Source organism: Promicromonospora sp. NPDC019610 (assembly GCF_044389365.1).
GTDB lineage: Bacteria > Actinomycetota > Actinomycetes > Actinomycetales > Cellulomonadaceae > Promicromonospora.
In genome coordinates this window covers 167,267-183,727 of the sequence record NZ_JBIRXX010000001.1, presented here as the reverse complement: position 1 = coordinate 183,727, position 16,461 = coordinate 167,267, and the positions used below count along the sequence as shown (strand labels likewise).

Here is a 16,461-nt window from a genome sequence, read left to right as displayed (position 1 = left end):
GCAAAACAGGCATGTTCGCCTCAAAAGACCGGACCTCATCCATAAATTCACCCGCTTAGCGGTTGCCGCACCAGCGCTGCCGTGCGAGTGCCCCGCAACCCGAACAGGAGCGCTGCCGCGACGTACCCCACGGAGAGAGCGACGAAGAGCCCGGGTGACCAGCCGGCGTCGGGCACGAGGAAGGCGGCGAGGGCTGCCGCTCCCACGAAGGCGGCGTTGTAGAGCACGTCGTAGAAGGCGAACGCGCGGCCGCGATAGGCGTCCTCGGAGTCGCGCTGCACGATGGTGTCGACGGCGATCTTGGCGCCCTGCGCCGCGAGGCCCAGCAGCCCGGCGGCCGTGACCACCGTGGCGAAGCCCGGTTCCGGCACCAGGATGAGTTGCGAGACGCCGGCGACCAGGAGCATCACCGCGATCCAGGACTGCGGGGCCATGCGCCGGGCCAGCACGGCGGTGAGCAGGATCGCGAGCCCGCCCCCGATGCCGGTCGCTGCGATCACGGTCGCGAAGGTCGCGAGCCCGGCGGTCGGGTCGGCGGGGTCGGCCAGCAGGTTGCGGGACATCAGGATCGACGCGATGAACACCACCCCGTACAGGAAGCGGTGCAGCGCCATGACGAGCAGCGCCTGCCCGGGGGTGCGGCGGGCGGCGAGGTAACGGGCGCCGTCCACCAGGCCGCGGACCACCACCGCCAGCTCGTTGCGGATCGAGCCGGCGGCGGGTTCCAGCGGACCCAGCAGCGTGCGCGACATGCGCAGCCCCAGCAGCGAGGCGCACCCCATGACGACGCACGCGCAGGCCAGCGCGGTGGCGTCGTGCACCCGGCCAGCCGGTATCGCGAGACTCAGCACGAAGCTCAGGCCGCCCCCGAGGAAGGCCGCGCCCGCGCCGAGCGTCGGGGTGAGGGCGTTGGCCGTGAGCAGCAGATCGCCCTGGACCACGCGTGGCAGGCCCGCCGAGAGGCCGGCGAGCAGGAACCGGTTGACGCTCAGGGCGGCGAGGCCCAGCACGTAGATCGCCGGCGTGACGCCCTGGGTGAGCATGAGCACCGCCATCGTCCCGGTGATCAGCACCCGCACGGCGTTGCCGAACACCAGGACCTGACGCCGCTGCCAGCGGTCCAGGAACACGCCGGCGAACGGGCCCACGATCGTGAACGGCGCCAGCATCACCGCGAACGCGCCCGCGATCGCGGAGGCCGAACCCTGCGACTCCGGGCTGAAGAACAGGAGGTTCGCGAGCCCCACCTGGAACATGCCGTCGCCGGCCTGGGACACGAGGCGGACCGCGAACAGCTTGCGGAACCCGGGAAGGCGCAGGAGCGCACGTAGCTCGGCAAGGACGGTCACGCCGTCGAGCCTATCCGCGCGGGTCGGGTACCACCCGGCACCAGAGCCCGGAAGTTCACCTACGCGACACCCCCGGGCCAGCCCGCGGTCCTCCCACCGACACCGGATCGCGCGACGGTGCCGAGCGTGTCTCCTCACCGCCGCCATGCGGCCTTCATCGCTTCCGGCGCGGTTCTCGCGCTCGGCCTGAGCACGTTCCCGGCGGTCGCCGCCGGCCACCACGTCCCGACCGGGTCGACCGGATCGTTCGGCGCGACCAGCGCACGCGAGACCTTCCACCGCCTCGCCACCTACCCCGTCTTCGAGAACGTCCCCGCGGGCACCGACCCGGCCGACGCGACCGTCGCCGAGATCTCCGCGGTCAGCGAGGACGGCCGGACCCTCGTCCACACCGACGCCGCCGCGCGCCGCATCGGCTTCGTCGACCTCAGCGACCCCGCGAGGCCGCGGGGGCTGGGCACCCTGTCGCTCGCGGAACTCGGCTCGGAGCACGACGAGCCGACGTCGGTCGCGATCGTCGGGGACCACGTGCTCGTCGTCGTCGACAGCTCGACGTCGTTCACCGCGCCGTCCGGGCGCCTCGACGTCGTCGACCTCGCGACGCGCACCCTCGTGCGCTCGATCGACCTGGGCGGCCAGCCCGACTCGATCGCCGTCACGCACGACGGCGCCCACGCCGTCGTCGCGATGGAGAACCAGCGCGACGAGGACGCCCTGCCCGACACGGGCGAGGGCGAGGAGGGCGACCTCCCGCAGGCGCCTGCCGGGTTCCTGCAGTTCGTCGACCTCCCCGGCACCGACCCCGCCGCCTGGCGGGTGCGCCCCGTCGCCCTCGACGAGGCGGCGCTCGCGGCCGCCGGCCTGGACACCCCGCAGGACGCGGAGCCCGAGTACGTCTCGATCGACCCGTCCGACACGAAGGTCGCGGTGACGCTGCAGGAGAACAACGGCGTCGCGGTGCTGGACGTCGAGACCGGCGAGCTGGAGAACGTCTTCTCGGCGGGGTCCGTCGCGCTGGAGGGCGTGGACGCCGAGGACGACGGCGCGATCGACCAGACCGGCTCCGTCGAGGCGGCCCCGCGCGAGCCCGACGCCATCGGCTGGATCGACGACGAGCACGTCGCCACCGCGAACGAGGGCGACTGGAAGGGCGGGACGCGCGGCTGGACGGTCTTCGAGGCCGCGACCGGCGACGTCGTCTGGGACGCGGGATCCTCCGTGGAGGAGCTCGCCGTCCGCGTCGGGCTGCACAACGAGGACCGCGCCGGCAAGAAGGGCGTGGAGATGGAGGGCCTCGCGATCGCGACGCTCGACGGCGTCCGCTACGCGTTCGTCGGCTCCGAGCGCTCCAACTTCGTGGCCGTCTACGACGTGTCGCGCCCGGCGAGGCCGCGGTTCGTGCAGGTGCTGGCCACGACGAACGGTCCGGAGGGGATCCTGCCGGTCCCGTCACGGAACCTGCTCGTCGTCTCCTCCGAGGAGGACGCGGCCGAGGACGGCGTCCGGGCGTCCGTCTCGCTGTTCGGCAAGGGGCAGCGGTACGCCCGCCTCGGGGCCGAGCCGGCCTTCCCCACGGTCGTGTCCGCCGATGCCAAGACCTCGGCGGGCACGAGGAAGCCGATCGGTTGGACCGCGCTCGGCGCGCTCTCGGCCGACCCGGCCGAGCGTGACCGCCTGTGGACCGTGACGGACGCCGCGAAGTCGCCGACGTCGATCCTCTCCGTCTCGACCGCCGGGTCGCGCGGCTCGAAGAACGGCCCCGCCGTCATCGACCGCGAGATCGTCGTCACGGAGAACGGCGAGCCCGTCGGCCTGGACGCCGAGGGCATCTGGGCGCGGCCGTCGGTCCGCGGCAGGGCGGGCGGGTTCTGGCTCGGCGTCGAGGGCGCGACCGGTCCGGAGAACGCGCTGGTGCGCGTCTCGTCGTCGGGCCGCCTGCAGGAGCGCGTCAGCCTGCCCGACGGCGTCGCCGCGGGCCTCGGCAAGTGGGGCATCGAGGGCGTGACCGGCACCGTGGACCGCGACGGCGAGCACTTGTTCGTCGCGCTCCAGCGAGGCCTGACCACCGACGACGGCGTGGGCGGTTATGCCCGCATCGGCCGCTACGACGTCGGGACGGGGGAGTGGACCTGGTTCGGCTACGAGCTGTCCGGGCCGTCCGCCGACGGTGACTGGGTGGGCCTGTCCGAGATCACCGTCGTCGACGGCGACACCCTCGCCGTGATCGAGCGGGACAAGCTCAACGGGCCTGCCGCGAAGCTCAAGGCCGTGTACACGGTGGACCTGCCGAAGCGTGACCCGCGTCCGGGGACGGTCCCGGTGCTGCGCAAGAAGCTCGCGATCGACGTCCTGCCCGCGCTCCGCGCCACGAACGGCTGGACGCAGGAGAAGCTCGAGGGTCTCACGATCGGCGGGGACGGCCGCGTGTACGCGATCACCGACAACGACGGTGTACAGGACGCGACCGGCGAGACGGTGTTCCTCGACCTGGGCAGCGCCCGCACGATCTTCCGCTGAGTGCTGCCCCCGGTGGTCGGGCGGGTCGAGACCCCATCAGGTCTCGACAAGCTCGACCACCGGGACCGCCGGGTCAGCCGCGGGCACCCACGTGGATCGCCAGCGCGCCGTAGGCCGGGACCGAGGCGGTGAACCAGCCGTTGCCGTCCACGGTGCGCTTGACCGAACAGTTCGCCGACGCGACGACGTCGCAGTAGGTGCCGGCGGGCAGCGACGTCTGGAACGAGCGCTGCACGGCCGACGCCGTGTTGTTCAGTACCACGTAGCCCTTGGCGCCGCGGCCGTAGGTGACGAGGTTGCCGCCGTCGTCCCACCAGTTGGTGACCTCGGTGCCGGCCACCTCGTTGTGGAAGCCGACCATGCCGCGGATCTCCGTCCAGCGCTGCGTGCAGGTCCACCGGCCGGTGCCGCAGGTCGCGTCCGGGACCGTGGTCTCGGTGGCGCCCGGCGCCCCGGCGTCGTTGTTCGAGAACTCGTAGCCCGAGTAGACCGAGGGCGAGCCGTACGGCCACGACAGCAGGAACGTGTTGGCCAGGACGTACTTGGCGCCCCACTTGTAGTTCATCGACTCGCCGTTGCGCTCCGTGTCGTGGTTGTCCACGAACACGCCCGCGCGGTCGTAGGGCAGCTTGCCGTCGCCGATGAACCGCAGGTTCTTGATCTGCCCGTCGAAGTCCGACTTGAGCTGGCGGGCGTAGTTGAACTCGTGCGAGTCGCCGCTGCCCAGGTACTCGGACGGCTGGATCGGCTCGCCGGCGCCGCCGATCACCTCGTGCACCCAGAACACGTTCGGGTTGCCCATCCGGGCCTTGATCGCCGCGAGGTCGGACGCCGGGATGTGCTTCGCGGCGTCGATCCGGAACCCGTCGACGCCCAGGGACACCAGGTCGTCGAAGTACGCGGCCAGCCGGCCGCGGACGTAGTCGGAGCCGGTGCGCAGGTCCTGGAGCGAGACCAGACGGCAGTTCTGCACCTGGTAGCGGTCGGTGTAGTCCGAGATGTTGCTGCGGCAGTCGTTGAAGTCGGCCGCGCTGTACGTCCCCGCGAAGCTGTCGTCCGAGAACTGCGTGCCCGCCACCCCGGTGCCGGACTGGCCGGCGCCCGCCATGTGGTTCACGACGGCGTCCGCGATCACGCCCACCCCGGCGGCGTCGCACGCGGCGACCATGTTCGCGAACTCGGCGCGGGTGCCCAGCTTGGACTCGATCCGGTAGCTCACGGGCTGGTACGACGTCCACCACTGCGAGCCGCGGATGTGCTCCATCGGCGGGGAGACCTGCACGTAGCCGAACCCGGCGGGCCCGATCACGTTGGTGCACTCCGCGGCGACGGAGTCCCAGGTCCACTGGAACAGGTTCAGGATGACGTCCCCGTCGCCGTGCTCCGGGGTCGCGGCCCGAGCCGGCTCGGCGGCGGGTGTGGCGGCGGTGGCGACCAGGCCCAGCGTGAGGGCGGTGGCGAACGTCGTCAGGGTGGCTAGCAGGCGGCGGGGCACGTTCGGATGACGCGTCATGGCGGCTCCTTGCGGCGTCGTCCCGGCTGAGGCGCGTGCGGCGTTGCACGGCCGTTTCCGGATCTTGCTGCAAAGCCTTGCAGAAACGTACGACGACACGCCAGAGGCCCGGGTGAAAAACCCGGGCCTGGCGTGTCGGGGTGGGAGCGGGGGTCAGTCCTCGTTGGGCATGAGGATCCAGAACGCGATGTACGCGAGGAACTGTGGCCCCGGGATGAAGATCGAGGCGACGGCGAGAACCCGGACGAGCGTCGGGTCCCAGCCGAAACGGCGGGCGATGCCGGCGCAGACACCGGCGATCATGCGCCCCTGGCGCGGACGGGAGAGTGTCTGTGTGGTCATGTCTTCGACGGTACGTGCGGCCGGCCCTGCCGGGTATCCGGTGATCCCCCGGACCGTCCCTGAACCGGCCCTGGGAAGCGTCGGGGTGGGCCGAGGGGCCGTCGCCGGGCGGGTCGTCCGGTGTCAGGCCGCCGGTCGCTCGTTCGGGATGACGGCCCAGCAGATGAGGTAGGCGAGGAACTGCGGGCCCGGGATGAGGATCGAGGCGACGGCGACGACCCGCACCACGGTGGGGTTCCAGTCGAATCGGCGGGCGATGCCGGCGCAGACGCCGCCGATCATGCGGCCCTCGCGGGGACGGTAGATGGTCTGTGTGCTCATGTTCTCGACGGTACGTGCGCCGTGTGCAGGGCGGCATCCGGGCTGCCCCGGAGATTGCCCCTGAGTGCGGGACGAGATCCCTGGACGCCGCTCCGGGTGAACTTCCCGAAACTTCGTTGTTGCGCCGTTCGCGCAGGTCCTAGTCTCGGCGAGGCCCCCCATCCATCTGTGCGGGGCCTTGGCGACCCCTGAGGGGTCCTTGGGAGGACGACCACTTGAATCCCCTTCGACCCATTGCGGTCCCGAGCAGTGCGCTTCGGGACAGAGCGATCCGTGCCGGCGCGGCGCTCGCGGGCGGAGCGCTCGTCGCATCGTCGGTGCTGGTGCCGGCGGCCCCGGCGAGTGCTGACGTGACCGACCTGCCGGCACCGTCGAGCATCGTGCTCGAGGATCAGGCGTGCGGCGCAGATCAGATCACGGTCGTGCTCGAGCGGCCCGACCCCGGAAGGGCGTTCTTCGACGCGACGTTCGACGGCCCTGGGGTCACGCATGCCCGGATCGAGACCCTTGATGCGACAGGTCAGCTGACTAGCCAGCAGGTACGTCCAGTCGTGGACGGCGTGGTGAGCTACGTCGTCATGTCGGACCGGCTGACGGACAACGGCGTCAACACCCTGGTGATCCGCGCGCAGACCGAGGACGGCACACAATCCGGCCCCGCGGCCGAGTGCTCGTTCCTTCTGCACCGTGCCCCGGGACGTGCGCTCTCGGTTCTTCCCTTCCTGGCCGCCGATGCCATCTATCCCGATGGCAAGTTCGGACGTGGTGGTGCTGGCGTGCCAGGCGCCTTCGTCGTCGCGTCCCCGCTGACCGCCGATGCCGTCTCGTTCGCCTATGGCACCTCCACCTCATACACGGACGAGCCGACCGAGTGGACGACCGTCCCTGTCGCCGAAAACGTCGTCATCCCGTTCGTCCCCACCACTCCAGGAGTGCACACGTTGTGGGTGGCCGAGGTCGACAGGACGGGACTGCTCGGTGTGGCGACCATGCGCAGCGCCAAAGTGGCAGAACCAGGCGCAGCTCAGGATGCGCCGCCCGTGGTCTCGGTCGCCGAGCTCGAGGACACGTTGCCCGGCGACGGGATGATCCCGCTCCGGCTCACCCTGACGCCCGACCTGCGCACGCGGGACGGCATCATGGCGGCACGGGGCGCGGTCACGCTCCGCAACGGAACGACCGATCTCGCACGGGCGACGTTCGACCGTCGGGTCAAGGATGTCCTGATCTCCGAGAGCCAGGTCGGGACCGGTTTCCGCGACCTCCGCGTCGAGTACGAACAATTCCCCGGCGCCGACGTCGCCACGGACACCGCGCGGATCTGCGGCGGCTCGTGCTCGTTCACCGGGGGCGCCGGGAAGATCACGACGTGGCACGGGAACCCCACCACGGAACCGCATCTCGACGCTGAGGCGTCGGGCTTCTTCCCGGCGCCGCAGTCGTACACCTACCAGTGGTTCCGGGATGGGAAGGCGATCGCTCGCGCCACGGGCGCACAGTACGTGAGCCCACCGACGGACGAGGGGCACCGCATCGGTGTGCGGGTGACCGCTCACGGACCCCGGATGACGCCGCGTTCGGTGACTTCCCCTGCGGTGCTGATCGGCGATCGGCGATCGCTGCGTGTGTACTACGGCGTCAAGATGACCGAGAGCCGCTGGGTGCCTGACTACACGTACATGCCGAACTCGGACGGGCAGACCGCTGGCTCCATCGGTCGTGGCGCGTCGGTCGAGGCGCTCTTTTCCAGTGTGGGAGGCGTCGGTTACACGGGATCGGTCTTTCCTTCGACCGACTCCGACATCTGGCTTGAGACGGAGGGGTACGTCCAGGGTCGCGGATGGGTGGGCATCCAGAGGAAGGACTACACCTACTACGTCGGCAGCATCGGCCAGAACCGCCGCCTGGAGGCGTTCCACACCAAGCTGGGTGGCCCGATCGCTCCCTACTACGACGTCTGGTACCGCGCCTACGTGCCGAAGTACGGCTGGCTCGGCTGGGCGAAGAACGGCGAGAACTCGGGAACGACCGGCTTCGGTTATCGCATCGAGGCGGTCGAGATGCGGGTGCTGCCCAAGGGCACGCGGCGTTCGGCGTCCGGCACCGGGAACGCGCCCTTCTACGACAAGGCGACCCAGAACCAAGTGACCGTCCAGCCCTACCTGCGGCCGACGGGCTGGAAGACGGCTGTCCACGGCGGCTCGACCGCCGGGCTTACCAGTACCTCGCAGCGCCTGAACGCCGTGCGCGTCGACGTCAACGGCCAGCGGTACTCGGGCGGTGTCCAGGTGTCGGCGAAGGTCGAGGGCGACGGCTGGCGGTCCTGGGTGGGCGACACCAAGGTGGCGGGCACCTATCACCGTACCGACCGCACGTCCGCGTACCGGATGCGGCTCACCGGCGAGATGGCCAAGCAGTACGACATCTACTACCGGACCTACCTTGCCGGGACCGGCTGGCTGGGGTGGGCCAGGAACGGTGGCGGCGCGGGCACCGAGAGCTACACCAAGCGGGTCACCGCCGTCCAGGTGGTGCTCGTCAAGAAGGGCGAGCGTCCGCTGATGAGCGGCTACGGCCGGGCGGCCTACAGGCGCTGAGTGCCGGACGACGGAGGGGCGGGGTGCGGACAGCCGCACCCCGCCCCTTCGTCGTCGCGCCGACGTCACCAACCACCCGGCGCCAGCACCTTCCGGATCCGCTTCTCGCTGACCGGGCCGTCCGTGCCGAGCTGCTGCGCGAACAGTGAGACGCGCAGCTCCTCCAGCATCCAGCGCACCTCGGCGAGCTCGGCGGCACGCGCGGCGTCGGGGGCGCCCGCGGCGTACGTGGCCTGTGCCTTCTCGTAGGCGGCGGTCACGTCGCCGATCCGCCAGGCGAGGTCCGAGTCGCGCGCCGGGTTCTCCGTCGCCTTGGTCAGCCGGTGGGAGTCCGCCCGCAGGTAGCGCGCCAGGTGCGGCAGTCGCCGCGGCGGCGTCGCCGACACGAACCCGTCGTGGATCAGGCTCGCGCGGTGCTCGCGGAGGTCCTGCAGCGTGTTGAGCAGTGCGAGGCTGCCCGACGCGCGGATCTCTGCCTCGAGCGCCCGGCTCGCCGACAGCGCGGCGACCACGTGCCCGACGACGCGGTGCACCTCGTCCTCCAGGTGCTTGCGCACGAACGCGAGCGCGTCCGCGTACTCCGCCGCCGACCGCACCGAGGCGGCGTCCGGCCCGCCCGCAGGCGTGTCGTACCGCGCCGCGTCCGCGCCTGACGTCAGCGAGACGACGGCCGCGAGCTGCAGGTCTGCCACGAGCGCCTCGGTGCTCGGGTACGGCGACGCCGCGAGCGTGAGCGACTGCGTCCCGGTCCACCGCGACGTGATCCGTCCGGTCCCGAGCGCGGCCTCCGACACCAGCAGCCGCCGTACGCCGGCGGCGTGCGCCGCGGCCTGCGCGTTCTCGTCGGCCAGGATCCGCAGGGCCACGCCGACGCTGCGCGCCTGCCCCTTCACCTTGGGCGCGACCTCCTCGACGAGCGCCGGGAACCCCCGCACCACGACCCCGGCCCCCACATCGGTGGACACCGACCCGGGCAACACCCCGCCGTCGGGCAGCCCACCGGGCCAGGTAGTCAGCCCACTCTGCTCCCCGACAACAGTCCCACCAGCAAGCCCGTCAACACCAACACCCCCGCCACCCACCCCAGCACCGGAGCGGCGGCCCACCACAGCAGGCGACGCCCCTACGGAGGGCGCGGACGGCGAAGACCCCCGCGCGGACGTACCTCTTCCCGAAATTGAGGGCCCCCTGGGGTCCGTGAACGCGTCCGCGCGGGGGTCTTCGCCTTCCGCGCCCGCCCCAGCCGAAGCAGCCCCAGCCCCGCCAGCAACGGCAGCAGCCCGAGCCTCAGCAAGAGCAGCCCCCACAGCACCCCGCACCGCCGACCGCACAGCCGCCTCCGCCCGAGCCGCCAACTTCCGCTGCAGCAGCACCAGGTCCTTCGACTCGTCCAGCACCACGGCAGAAGCCGACCGCCCCCGCCCGCGCTCCTCGACGACCCGGAACGTGACCCGGAGGTGCCGCGGCAGCCGCGAGACCCGCTCGTCGTCCCACACCTCGGGCGGCACCACGACGTCGCGCAGCGCGCGTACCGCCCGGGTGAACGCCGCCGTGTACGGCTCGGCCATGTCGCCGGCCCGCGCGATGTCCTCCCAGGCGGGGGCCTCGGCACGCAGCCAGGCGACGATGTCGCGCGCCACGTCGGGCGCCGGCACCAGCTCGCGCCGCACGGTCTTGGGCAGCGACTTGATGGTGGCGACCGTCAGCTCCTCGAGGAGCCCCGGCACCATCCAGTCGAAGCCGTCGGGCACCACGCGGGCGAGCACGGCCACGGGGATGTGCACGGTGACGCCGTCGGCGTCGGACCCGGGCTGGAACTGGTAGGTGAGCGGCAGGGAGAGCTCACCCTGCGGCCAGGTCTCCGGGAACTCGGCGGTGTCCACGGAGGCGTCGCCGACGAGCTGCTCCATGGTGAAGGTGAGCAGGTCCGGTGTCTCCTTGCGCGCCCGCGACCACCAGCGGTCGAAGTGTGCCGCGGACACGACGGAGTCGGGGACGCGCTCGTCGTAGAAGGCGAAGAGGTCGTCCTCGTCCGCGACCAGGCCACGCTGCCGGGAGCGAGCCTCCAGCTCGCCGGCCTCCTCGAGGAGGGCGCGGTTGTCGTGGAAGAACCGGTGGTGCGTGGTCCACTCACCCTGCACGAGCGCGTGCCGCACGAACATCTCGCGCGCCGCCTCCGGGTCCACCTTCGCGTAGAGCACGCGGCGGTCGGACACGATGGGCACCCCGTACAGCAGTACCTTCTCGGTGCACATCGCGGCGCCCTGCTTGCTGGACCAGTGCGGTTCGGAGTAGGTGCGCTTCGCCAGCGGCCCGGCGAGCTCCTCGGCCCACTCCGGCTGGACGCGGGCGACGTCGCGCGCCCACAGGCGGCTGGTCTCCACGAGCTCGCCCGCCATGATCCACACCGGCGGCTTCTTGGACAGCGGCGACCCGGGGAAGATCGCGAACCGCGCCCCACGGGCGCCGATGTACTCGTTGCGGGCCTGCTTCTTCGCCCGCTTCAGCGCGATCTCGCGCTGCGCCCCCCGCAGGTGCGCGACGGCGGAGGCCTTGACCTCCCCGGTGTCCTGCATGCCGAGCTGCGACAGGAGCCCGGCCAGCAGGGACCGGTGGATCGTGTCGTCGTCCCAGGTCTGCCGGTACGACGTCGGCTCGGGCTCGGCGCCGTCCTGCGCCGGGGCCGGCCGCTCGGCGTCGGCGGGACGCCGGTGCCGGGGCTGGAACGACATCTCGATGCCCAGGGGCTTGGCCATCTCGCGGAGCTGCGCCACGACGTCCTGCCACTCGCGGATGCGCAGGAAGTTCAGGTACTCGGCCTTGCACTGCCGCCGGAACGCGGAGCTGGACAGCAGGTGCTGCTGCTCCCGCACGTACTCCCAGAGGTTGAGGTAGGTGAGGAAGTCGGAGCGCGGGTCGGCGAACCGGGCGTGCAGCTGGTCGGCCTGCGCCCGCTGCTCGGCGGGGCGCTCGCGGGGGTCCTGGATCGACAGCGCGGCCGCCACGATGGCGACCTCGCGGGCGACGCCGTGCTTCGAGCCCTCGATGACCATGCGCGCCAGGCGCGGGTCCATCGGGAGCTGCGCGAGCGTGCGGCCCACCTCGGTGAGCCGGGTGACGCCGTCGACCTCCTCCAGCGCGCCGAGCTCGGTGAGGAGCTGCACGCCGTCGCGGATCGCGCGCGTGTCCGGCGGCTCCACGAAGGGGAACCGGGCGACGTCGTCGGGCGTGCTGACGACGCCGACCGAGATCATCTGCAGCAGCACCGACGCCAGGGAGGTGCGCAGGATCTCGGGCTCGGTGAACTCGGGCCGCCCGTCGAAGTCCTCCTGCGAGTAGAGGCGGATCGCGATGCCGTCGGCGACACGGCCGGAGCGGCCGCTGCGCTGGTTGGCGGAGGCCTGCGACACCGGCTCGATGGGCAGCCGCTGTACCTTGGTCTGCTTGGAGTAGCGGCTGATGCGCGCCGTGCCGGGGTCCACGACGTAGTGGATGCCCGGGACGGTCAGCGACGTCTCGGCGACGTTGGTCGCCAGCACGATGCGCCGCGAGGCGTGCTGCTGGAAGACGCGGTGCTGCTCCGCGCTCGACAGCCGCGCGTACAGCGGCAGGATCTCGACGTGCTGCGGGTGCTTCGGGTCGCGGGCGCGTTCCTTGAGGTGGCCGGCGAGGCCGTCGGCGGCGTCGTGGATCTCGCGCTCGCCGGAGAGGAAGACGAGGATGTCGCCGCTGCCCTCCCGCATCAGCTCGTCACAGGCCTCGATGATGCCCGTGACGAGGTCCTTCTCCTCGTTGCCGCGCGCCCTGCCCTTCTTCGCCTTCGCCGGCCGAGCCTGTCGAGACCCACCGGTGCTCTCGGCAGGCTCGACCTGCGAGGACCCGTCCTCCGGCCCCTCGTCCGGCGAGAGCGGCCGGTACCGGATCTCGACGGGGAACGTGCGGCCGGACACCTCGACGATGGGGGCGAGGTCTGGCAGCACGTCGGTGACGTACTCGGGCGCGCCGCCCCGCGCGGCCAGGGCCGCGGGGGAGAAGTGGCCGGCGAACCGCTCGGAGTCGATGGTGGCCGACGTGATGATCAGCTTGAGGTCGGGGCGCTGGGGCAGCAGTCGCGACAGGTAGCCGAGCAGGAAGTCGATGTTGAGGGACCGCTCGTGCGCCTCGTCGATGATGATGGTGTCGTAGGCGAGCAGCTGCGGGTCGCGCTGGATCTGGGCGAGCAGGATGCCGTCGGTCATGACCTTGACCAGCGTCTCGTCGCTGGACTGGTCGGTGAACCGCACCTGGTAGCCGACCACGCCGCCGAGCTGTGTTCCGAGCTCCTCGGCGATGCGCTCCGCGACGGTGCGCGCGGCCAGGCGGCGGGGCTGGGTGTGGCCGATCTGGCCGGTCCGGCCGCGCCCCAGCTCCAGCGCGATCTTCGGGATCTGCGTCGTCTTGCCCGAGCCGGTCTCGCCCGCGACGATCACGACCTGGTTGTCCCGGATCGCCGCGGCGATGTCCTCGCGCCGGGCCGAGACGGGCAGCTGCGGCGGGTAGGTGATGGGCGGCATCTCGACGGCGGCGCGCTTGGCGGCCGCCGCCTCGAGCTGCGCGGCGGTGACGCGCTGGGGCCCGGAGCGGCGCGGCCGGCGGGTCGGGTTGCTCGTCTGCCTGCCCGAGCCACGACGTCGGTTCCGGCCCCCGCCCGCGCGGCCACGGTCGCCGTCGGACACGGGGGAGGAAGAAGGCTCGGTACTCACAACCCCTCATTCTCCCAGGAACGGCAAGATGATTTGCCGCGGCGGCCCGGAACCACCCCGCCCAGTGTCGGACGCACAGGTCACGGGGGTGACCTGTGCGTCGGACCGGTGGGACCTAGCCGGCCTCCGCCGCGTTCAGCAGGTCCAGCGCGCCCTGCTGGCAGCCGTGCCCCGTCGCGGGCCGCACGAGCGGCCCTGCCCAGTGCGGGCCGTACATGCCGAGCGCGTCGCGGTCGTTGCCGTACGCCGCTTCGGCCTGCCGGTCGAGGTAGGCGCCGTACGGGCGATCGGCCAGGTAGGCGTTGAGCTTGCCCAGGCCGCGCACGTAGGCGCCCTTGAAGGAGGCGCCGTCGCTGTTGCAGTCGTCGCCCTCGTTCACCTCGCGGAGGATCCCGCCGGGGTTGAGGGCGGACGAACCGGTCGAGGCGTCGGCCAGGTCGCGGGCGGTCTCCAGCAGCGCCGCGTCGCCGGTGGCCCGGTGCAGCTCGGCCAGGGCACCGAGGATCACGCCCTGGTTGTACGTCCAGGTGGGCTGGCCGTTGTTGGCGCACGTGTCGTTCAGCCCGTCGTTGACCAGGTTGCCGGAGTTGATCATGCCGCTGTCCCGGAACCACTCCCAGCCCTCGACCGCTCGCTGGCGGTAGGTGGTGTCGCCGGGGATGCGGTTGTGCAGCGCCGCGTTGAGCTGCACGTACAGCTCGTTGGTGATGGCGTTCTTGTAGGCGATGCCGGTGTTCCACTGCACGCCGCCGCCGCACTTCGCGGTCCAGTAGGCGCGCATGTGGTCGGCGTCGGCGCGGGCCGTGCTCAGGTAGCGGCTGTCGCCGGTCAGGTCGTAGGCGGCGACCCAGGCCAGGCCCCACCAGCCCGTGTCGTCCAGGTACTCGTTGCGGAACTGGCCGTCGCGCGCGTTCACGTTCTTGTCGTAGGTCTGCGCGATCGCGTACCGGTAGCTGCTCATCCCACTGATCCGGGCGTTGTCGATGACGGCGGTCAGCGCGTTGGCGCCCGTCCACCAGCCGTTCGTCTCGAAGAGGCCCGTGTCCCGGTCCCAGAGCATCATGAGCGCAGTCGCGGCCTGAGTGGACCGGCTCCACGCGTTGCGGTCGTTGCGGGCCCACGCCGTGCAGGCGATCTCGGCGCGGTCGCCCGCCTTGCCGCAGGCCCGCAGCGCGCCGACGCCGACGTTGCTCCAGTCGTCGACGTTGTACATCTGCGTGCGCCAGCCCGTGGAGCCGCCCGGGACGGTCGTGGCGCCGAGCCGGCTGCCGGACGCCCAGGTCCTGCCGCCGTCGAACGACCGGTCCAGCCAGACCTCGTCGCCCGGCTGGCCGCCGTCGATCGAGCCCCAGCCCATCACGTCGGGGTCCGAGACGTGGAGGCGGAGGGTCCGGCCGTGGATCGTGGCGGTGACGGGTACGCGGTCGCCGGCCGCGGACGCCGGGTCCCTGGCGTCGCAGTAGAGGTCGCAGATCTCGGCCAGCAGGGCTGACGGCGTCGCCTCGGTGGCCGCGGCCCGCGCCACGGGCACGGCCGCGGACGCCGCCGCGGCGTCGGCGTGGGCCGGGGGAGCGGCGGCGAACGGCACCGCCAACAGTCCGGCGGCGGCGAGTGCCGCCGCGAGGCCGCGGCCCTGCCGCCCGGGGCGTGCGCCGGGGCGTCTCCTGATGCGTCGGTGCGTGCGGTGCGAGGGCGTCTCTGACAGCGTTGTCATCGGTTCTCCCTGTGCTCGTACTTCGTCCGTCGATGGAGAGTGGAGCAGTGCGCACGCGGCCCGCGGGCCGGCGGCCCGACCAGACTCACGGCAATGCGGTGATCCGTCAACAGTCCTCGGACGCCCGACGGCGGCGGCCCGGCGCCGCGCGGTCTCCGGCCTCGCGATGGGGATCGCTCCCCATGTTGCCCCGGCCGCCCGCCGCCTAGGCTGCCGAAAATCCCTGTGACGTGCGGGGACGCCGGAGAGGGAGCTGGATGGCAGAGCAGCGCAGGGCCGACGTCGGCACGGCGGTGGGCACCCGATGAGCCCGGAGACCATCGCCCGCTCGGTCCAGCGGCTGAACGCCGCGGGCGTCGGCTGGCCCACGACGCGGCGCGTCGCCATCACCGTGCGGCTGGCGGGGCTCGCCGACGTCATCGCGCTCGGCGAGGCGGTGGTGCACGGGCCGACGGCGGTGCGGGCCGCCGTCGGGGACGTGCTGCGCACGGTGGGTCTGGAGGCCGACCCGGCCGCCGCGCTCCGCGAGATCGCCAAGATCCAGCGTGTCCTGTCGGTGATGCGGCCGCTCGCGCCGGCCGGTGTCGCGGAGCGCACGCCGGAGCCCGCGCCCGCACCGGCGCGACCCGTGGCCGGAGCCGGGCCCGAGGAGTCGGCCGAGTCGGCTCCCGCGCTCGACCGGCCCACGGGGCCGGGTGGCCTGCCGGTCCGCCCGGTGCGCACGACCGACCAGGCGCCGTCCTCCGTCGAAGGGCCGGCGTGAGCCTCAGCGACCTCGTCGACCTGTGCGAGAGCCGGATCGACGAGCTGAGCCGCCGGCGCCAGGGCTTCGAGCACCTCGACGTCCCGGAGTACGTCGAGATCCTGGTGGGCGACCTCCGGGCCGCGGCGTCGGACTGGGAGGTGACCGCCGGCCACCTGCCGGGTGGGAGCCCCGCGGAGGTCCGCGGCCGGGCGCGCGCCGTCCGGGACGCCGCGACGAGCCTGCGGACCATGGGCACGGCCCTGCGCGGGCGCTCGGCCGCGGCCCGCGGGACGCACGGCCTCGACGCCGTGGCCGACACGTTCGACGGGTACGCGGCGGCCCTGGAGTCCGGCCGGACGCTGCACACCACCGGCGTCGCGCGGCTGCGTGTCGCCCGGCACCTGGCCGCCGGGCTCTCCTCGGTGAGCGGGAGCGCCGAGCCCGGCGAGGTCGACGCGCTGTCCCGGTCGGCCCTCGCCGTCGTCGACGCCGCCTGCGCCGGGTACGCCGCCTGCCGGGACGCCTACCAGGCCGTGCTCGACGCCGAGGAGGAGCTGCGCCGCGCCCTCGCCCACCTGCCGGGCGCCCAGGTCACGCGGTGACGGGGGCGCCCCGCGGCGC

10 protein-coding genes are annotated in these 16,461 nt (G+C 72.4%); 4 read left to right on the top strand and 6 right to left on the bottom strand.

Annotation, left to right across the window (positions count from 1 at the left end):
• Positions 1-47: 47 nt before the first annotated feature.
• Positions 48-1,349 carry an MFS transporter gene (locus ACH45N_RS00790; RefSeq protein WP_397390235.1) on the bottom strand — a complete coding sequence of 434 codons (1,302 nt, stop codon included), beginning with the start codon at positions 1,347-1,349 and terminating at the stop codon, positions 48-50.
• A 126-nt stretch (positions 1,350-1,475) separates the two neighbouring features.
• Here ACH45N_RS00790 and ACH45N_RS00785 point away from each other — a divergent pair, with 126 nt between their 5' ends.
• A complete protein-coding gene (locus ACH45N_RS00785) occupies positions 1,476-3,866 on the top strand; it encodes an esterase-like activity of phytase family protein (RefSeq protein ID WP_397390233.1) in 2,391 nt (796 codons plus the stop codon).
• 73 nt (positions 3,867-3,939) lie between these two features.
• Here ACH45N_RS00785 and ACH45N_RS00780 read toward each other — a convergent pair whose 3' ends face one another.
• The 3 genes from ACH45N_RS00780 to ACH45N_RS00770 form a co-directional block, all read right to left on the bottom strand.
• Positions 3,940-5,379, bottom strand: a complete 1,440-nt coding sequence (locus ACH45N_RS00780; RefSeq protein ID WP_397390231.1) for an alpha-amylase family protein — start codon at positions 5,377-5,379, stop codon at positions 3,940-3,942.
• 153 nt (positions 5,380-5,532) lie between these two features.
• On the bottom strand, positions 5,533-5,721 hold the full coding sequence (locus tag ACH45N_RS00775; RefSeq protein WP_285100509.1) for a PspC domain-containing protein: 189 nt from the start codon (positions 5,719-5,721) through the stop codon (positions 5,533-5,535).
• 123 nt (positions 5,722-5,844) lie between these two features.
• Positions 5,845-6,042, bottom strand: a complete 198-nt coding sequence (locus ACH45N_RS00770; RefSeq protein WP_397390229.1) for a PspC domain-containing protein — start codon at positions 6,040-6,042, stop codon at positions 5,845-5,847.
• Positions 6,043-6,392: 350 nt separating this feature from the next.
• Between ACH45N_RS00770 and ACH45N_RS00765 the strand changes: the two genes are divergently transcribed.
• Positions 6,393-8,639, top strand: coding sequence for a hypothetical protein (locus ACH45N_RS00765; RefSeq protein ID WP_397390227.1), 2,247 nt, complete (start codon positions 6,393-6,395; stop codon positions 8,637-8,639).
• 65 nt (positions 8,640-8,704) lie between these two features.
• Here the strand turns inward: ACH45N_RS00765 and hrpA are convergent, their stop codons facing one another.
• Complete coding sequence (gene hrpA / locus ACH45N_RS00760; RefSeq protein WP_397390225.1) at positions 8,705-13,381, bottom strand: ATP-dependent RNA helicase HrpA; 4,677 nt, start codon at positions 13,379-13,381, stop codon at positions 8,705-8,707.
• 115 nt (positions 13,382-13,496) lie between these two features.
• Entirely contained in the window at positions 13,497-15,095 is a 1,599-nt protein-coding gene (locus ACH45N_RS00755; protein WP_397390223.1) for a glycoside hydrolase family 76 protein, read from the bottom strand.
• 304 nt (positions 15,096-15,399) lie between these two features.
• Here ACH45N_RS00755 and ACH45N_RS00750 point away from each other — a divergent pair, with 304 nt between their 5' ends.
• Both ACH45N_RS00750 and ACH45N_RS00745 read left to right on the top strand, forming a co-directional pair.
• Positions 15,400-15,858 (top strand): hypothetical protein, encoded by a 459-nt coding sequence (locus ACH45N_RS00750; RefSeq protein ID WP_397390221.1) that lies wholly within the window; start codon positions 15,400-15,402, stop codon positions 15,856-15,858.
• Positions 15,855-16,442, top strand: a complete 588-nt coding sequence (locus ACH45N_RS00745) for a hypothetical protein (protein WP_397390219.1) — start codon at positions 15,855-15,857, stop codon at positions 16,440-16,442. The genes ACH45N_RS00750 and ACH45N_RS00745 overlap by 4 nt, the downstream gene beginning before the upstream one ends.
• Positions 16,443-16,461: the final 19 nt, after the last annotated feature.

Bases quoted from the DNA above. Each gene is read 5' to 3' on its own strand.
- ACH45N_RS00780 (WP_397390231.1), bottom strand. From the start codon at position 5,379: ATGACGCGTCATCCGAACGTGCCCCGCCGCCTGCTAGCCACCCTGACG.
- ACH45N_RS00775 (WP_285100509.1), bottom strand. From the start codon at position 5,721: ATGACCACACAGACACTCTCCCGTCCGCGCCAGGGGCGCATGATCGCC.
- ACH45N_RS00770 (WP_397390229.1), bottom strand. From the start codon at position 6,042: ATGAGCACACAGACCATCTACCGTCCCCGCGAGGGCCGCATGATCGGC.
- ACH45N_RS00755 (WP_397390223.1), bottom strand. From the start codon at position 15,095: ATGACAACGCTGTCAGAGACGCCCTCGCACCGCACGCACCGACGCATC.
- ACH45N_RS00750 (WP_397390221.1), top strand. From the start codon at position 15,400: ATGAGCCCGGAGACCATCGCCCGCTCGGTCCAGCGGCTGAACGCCGCG.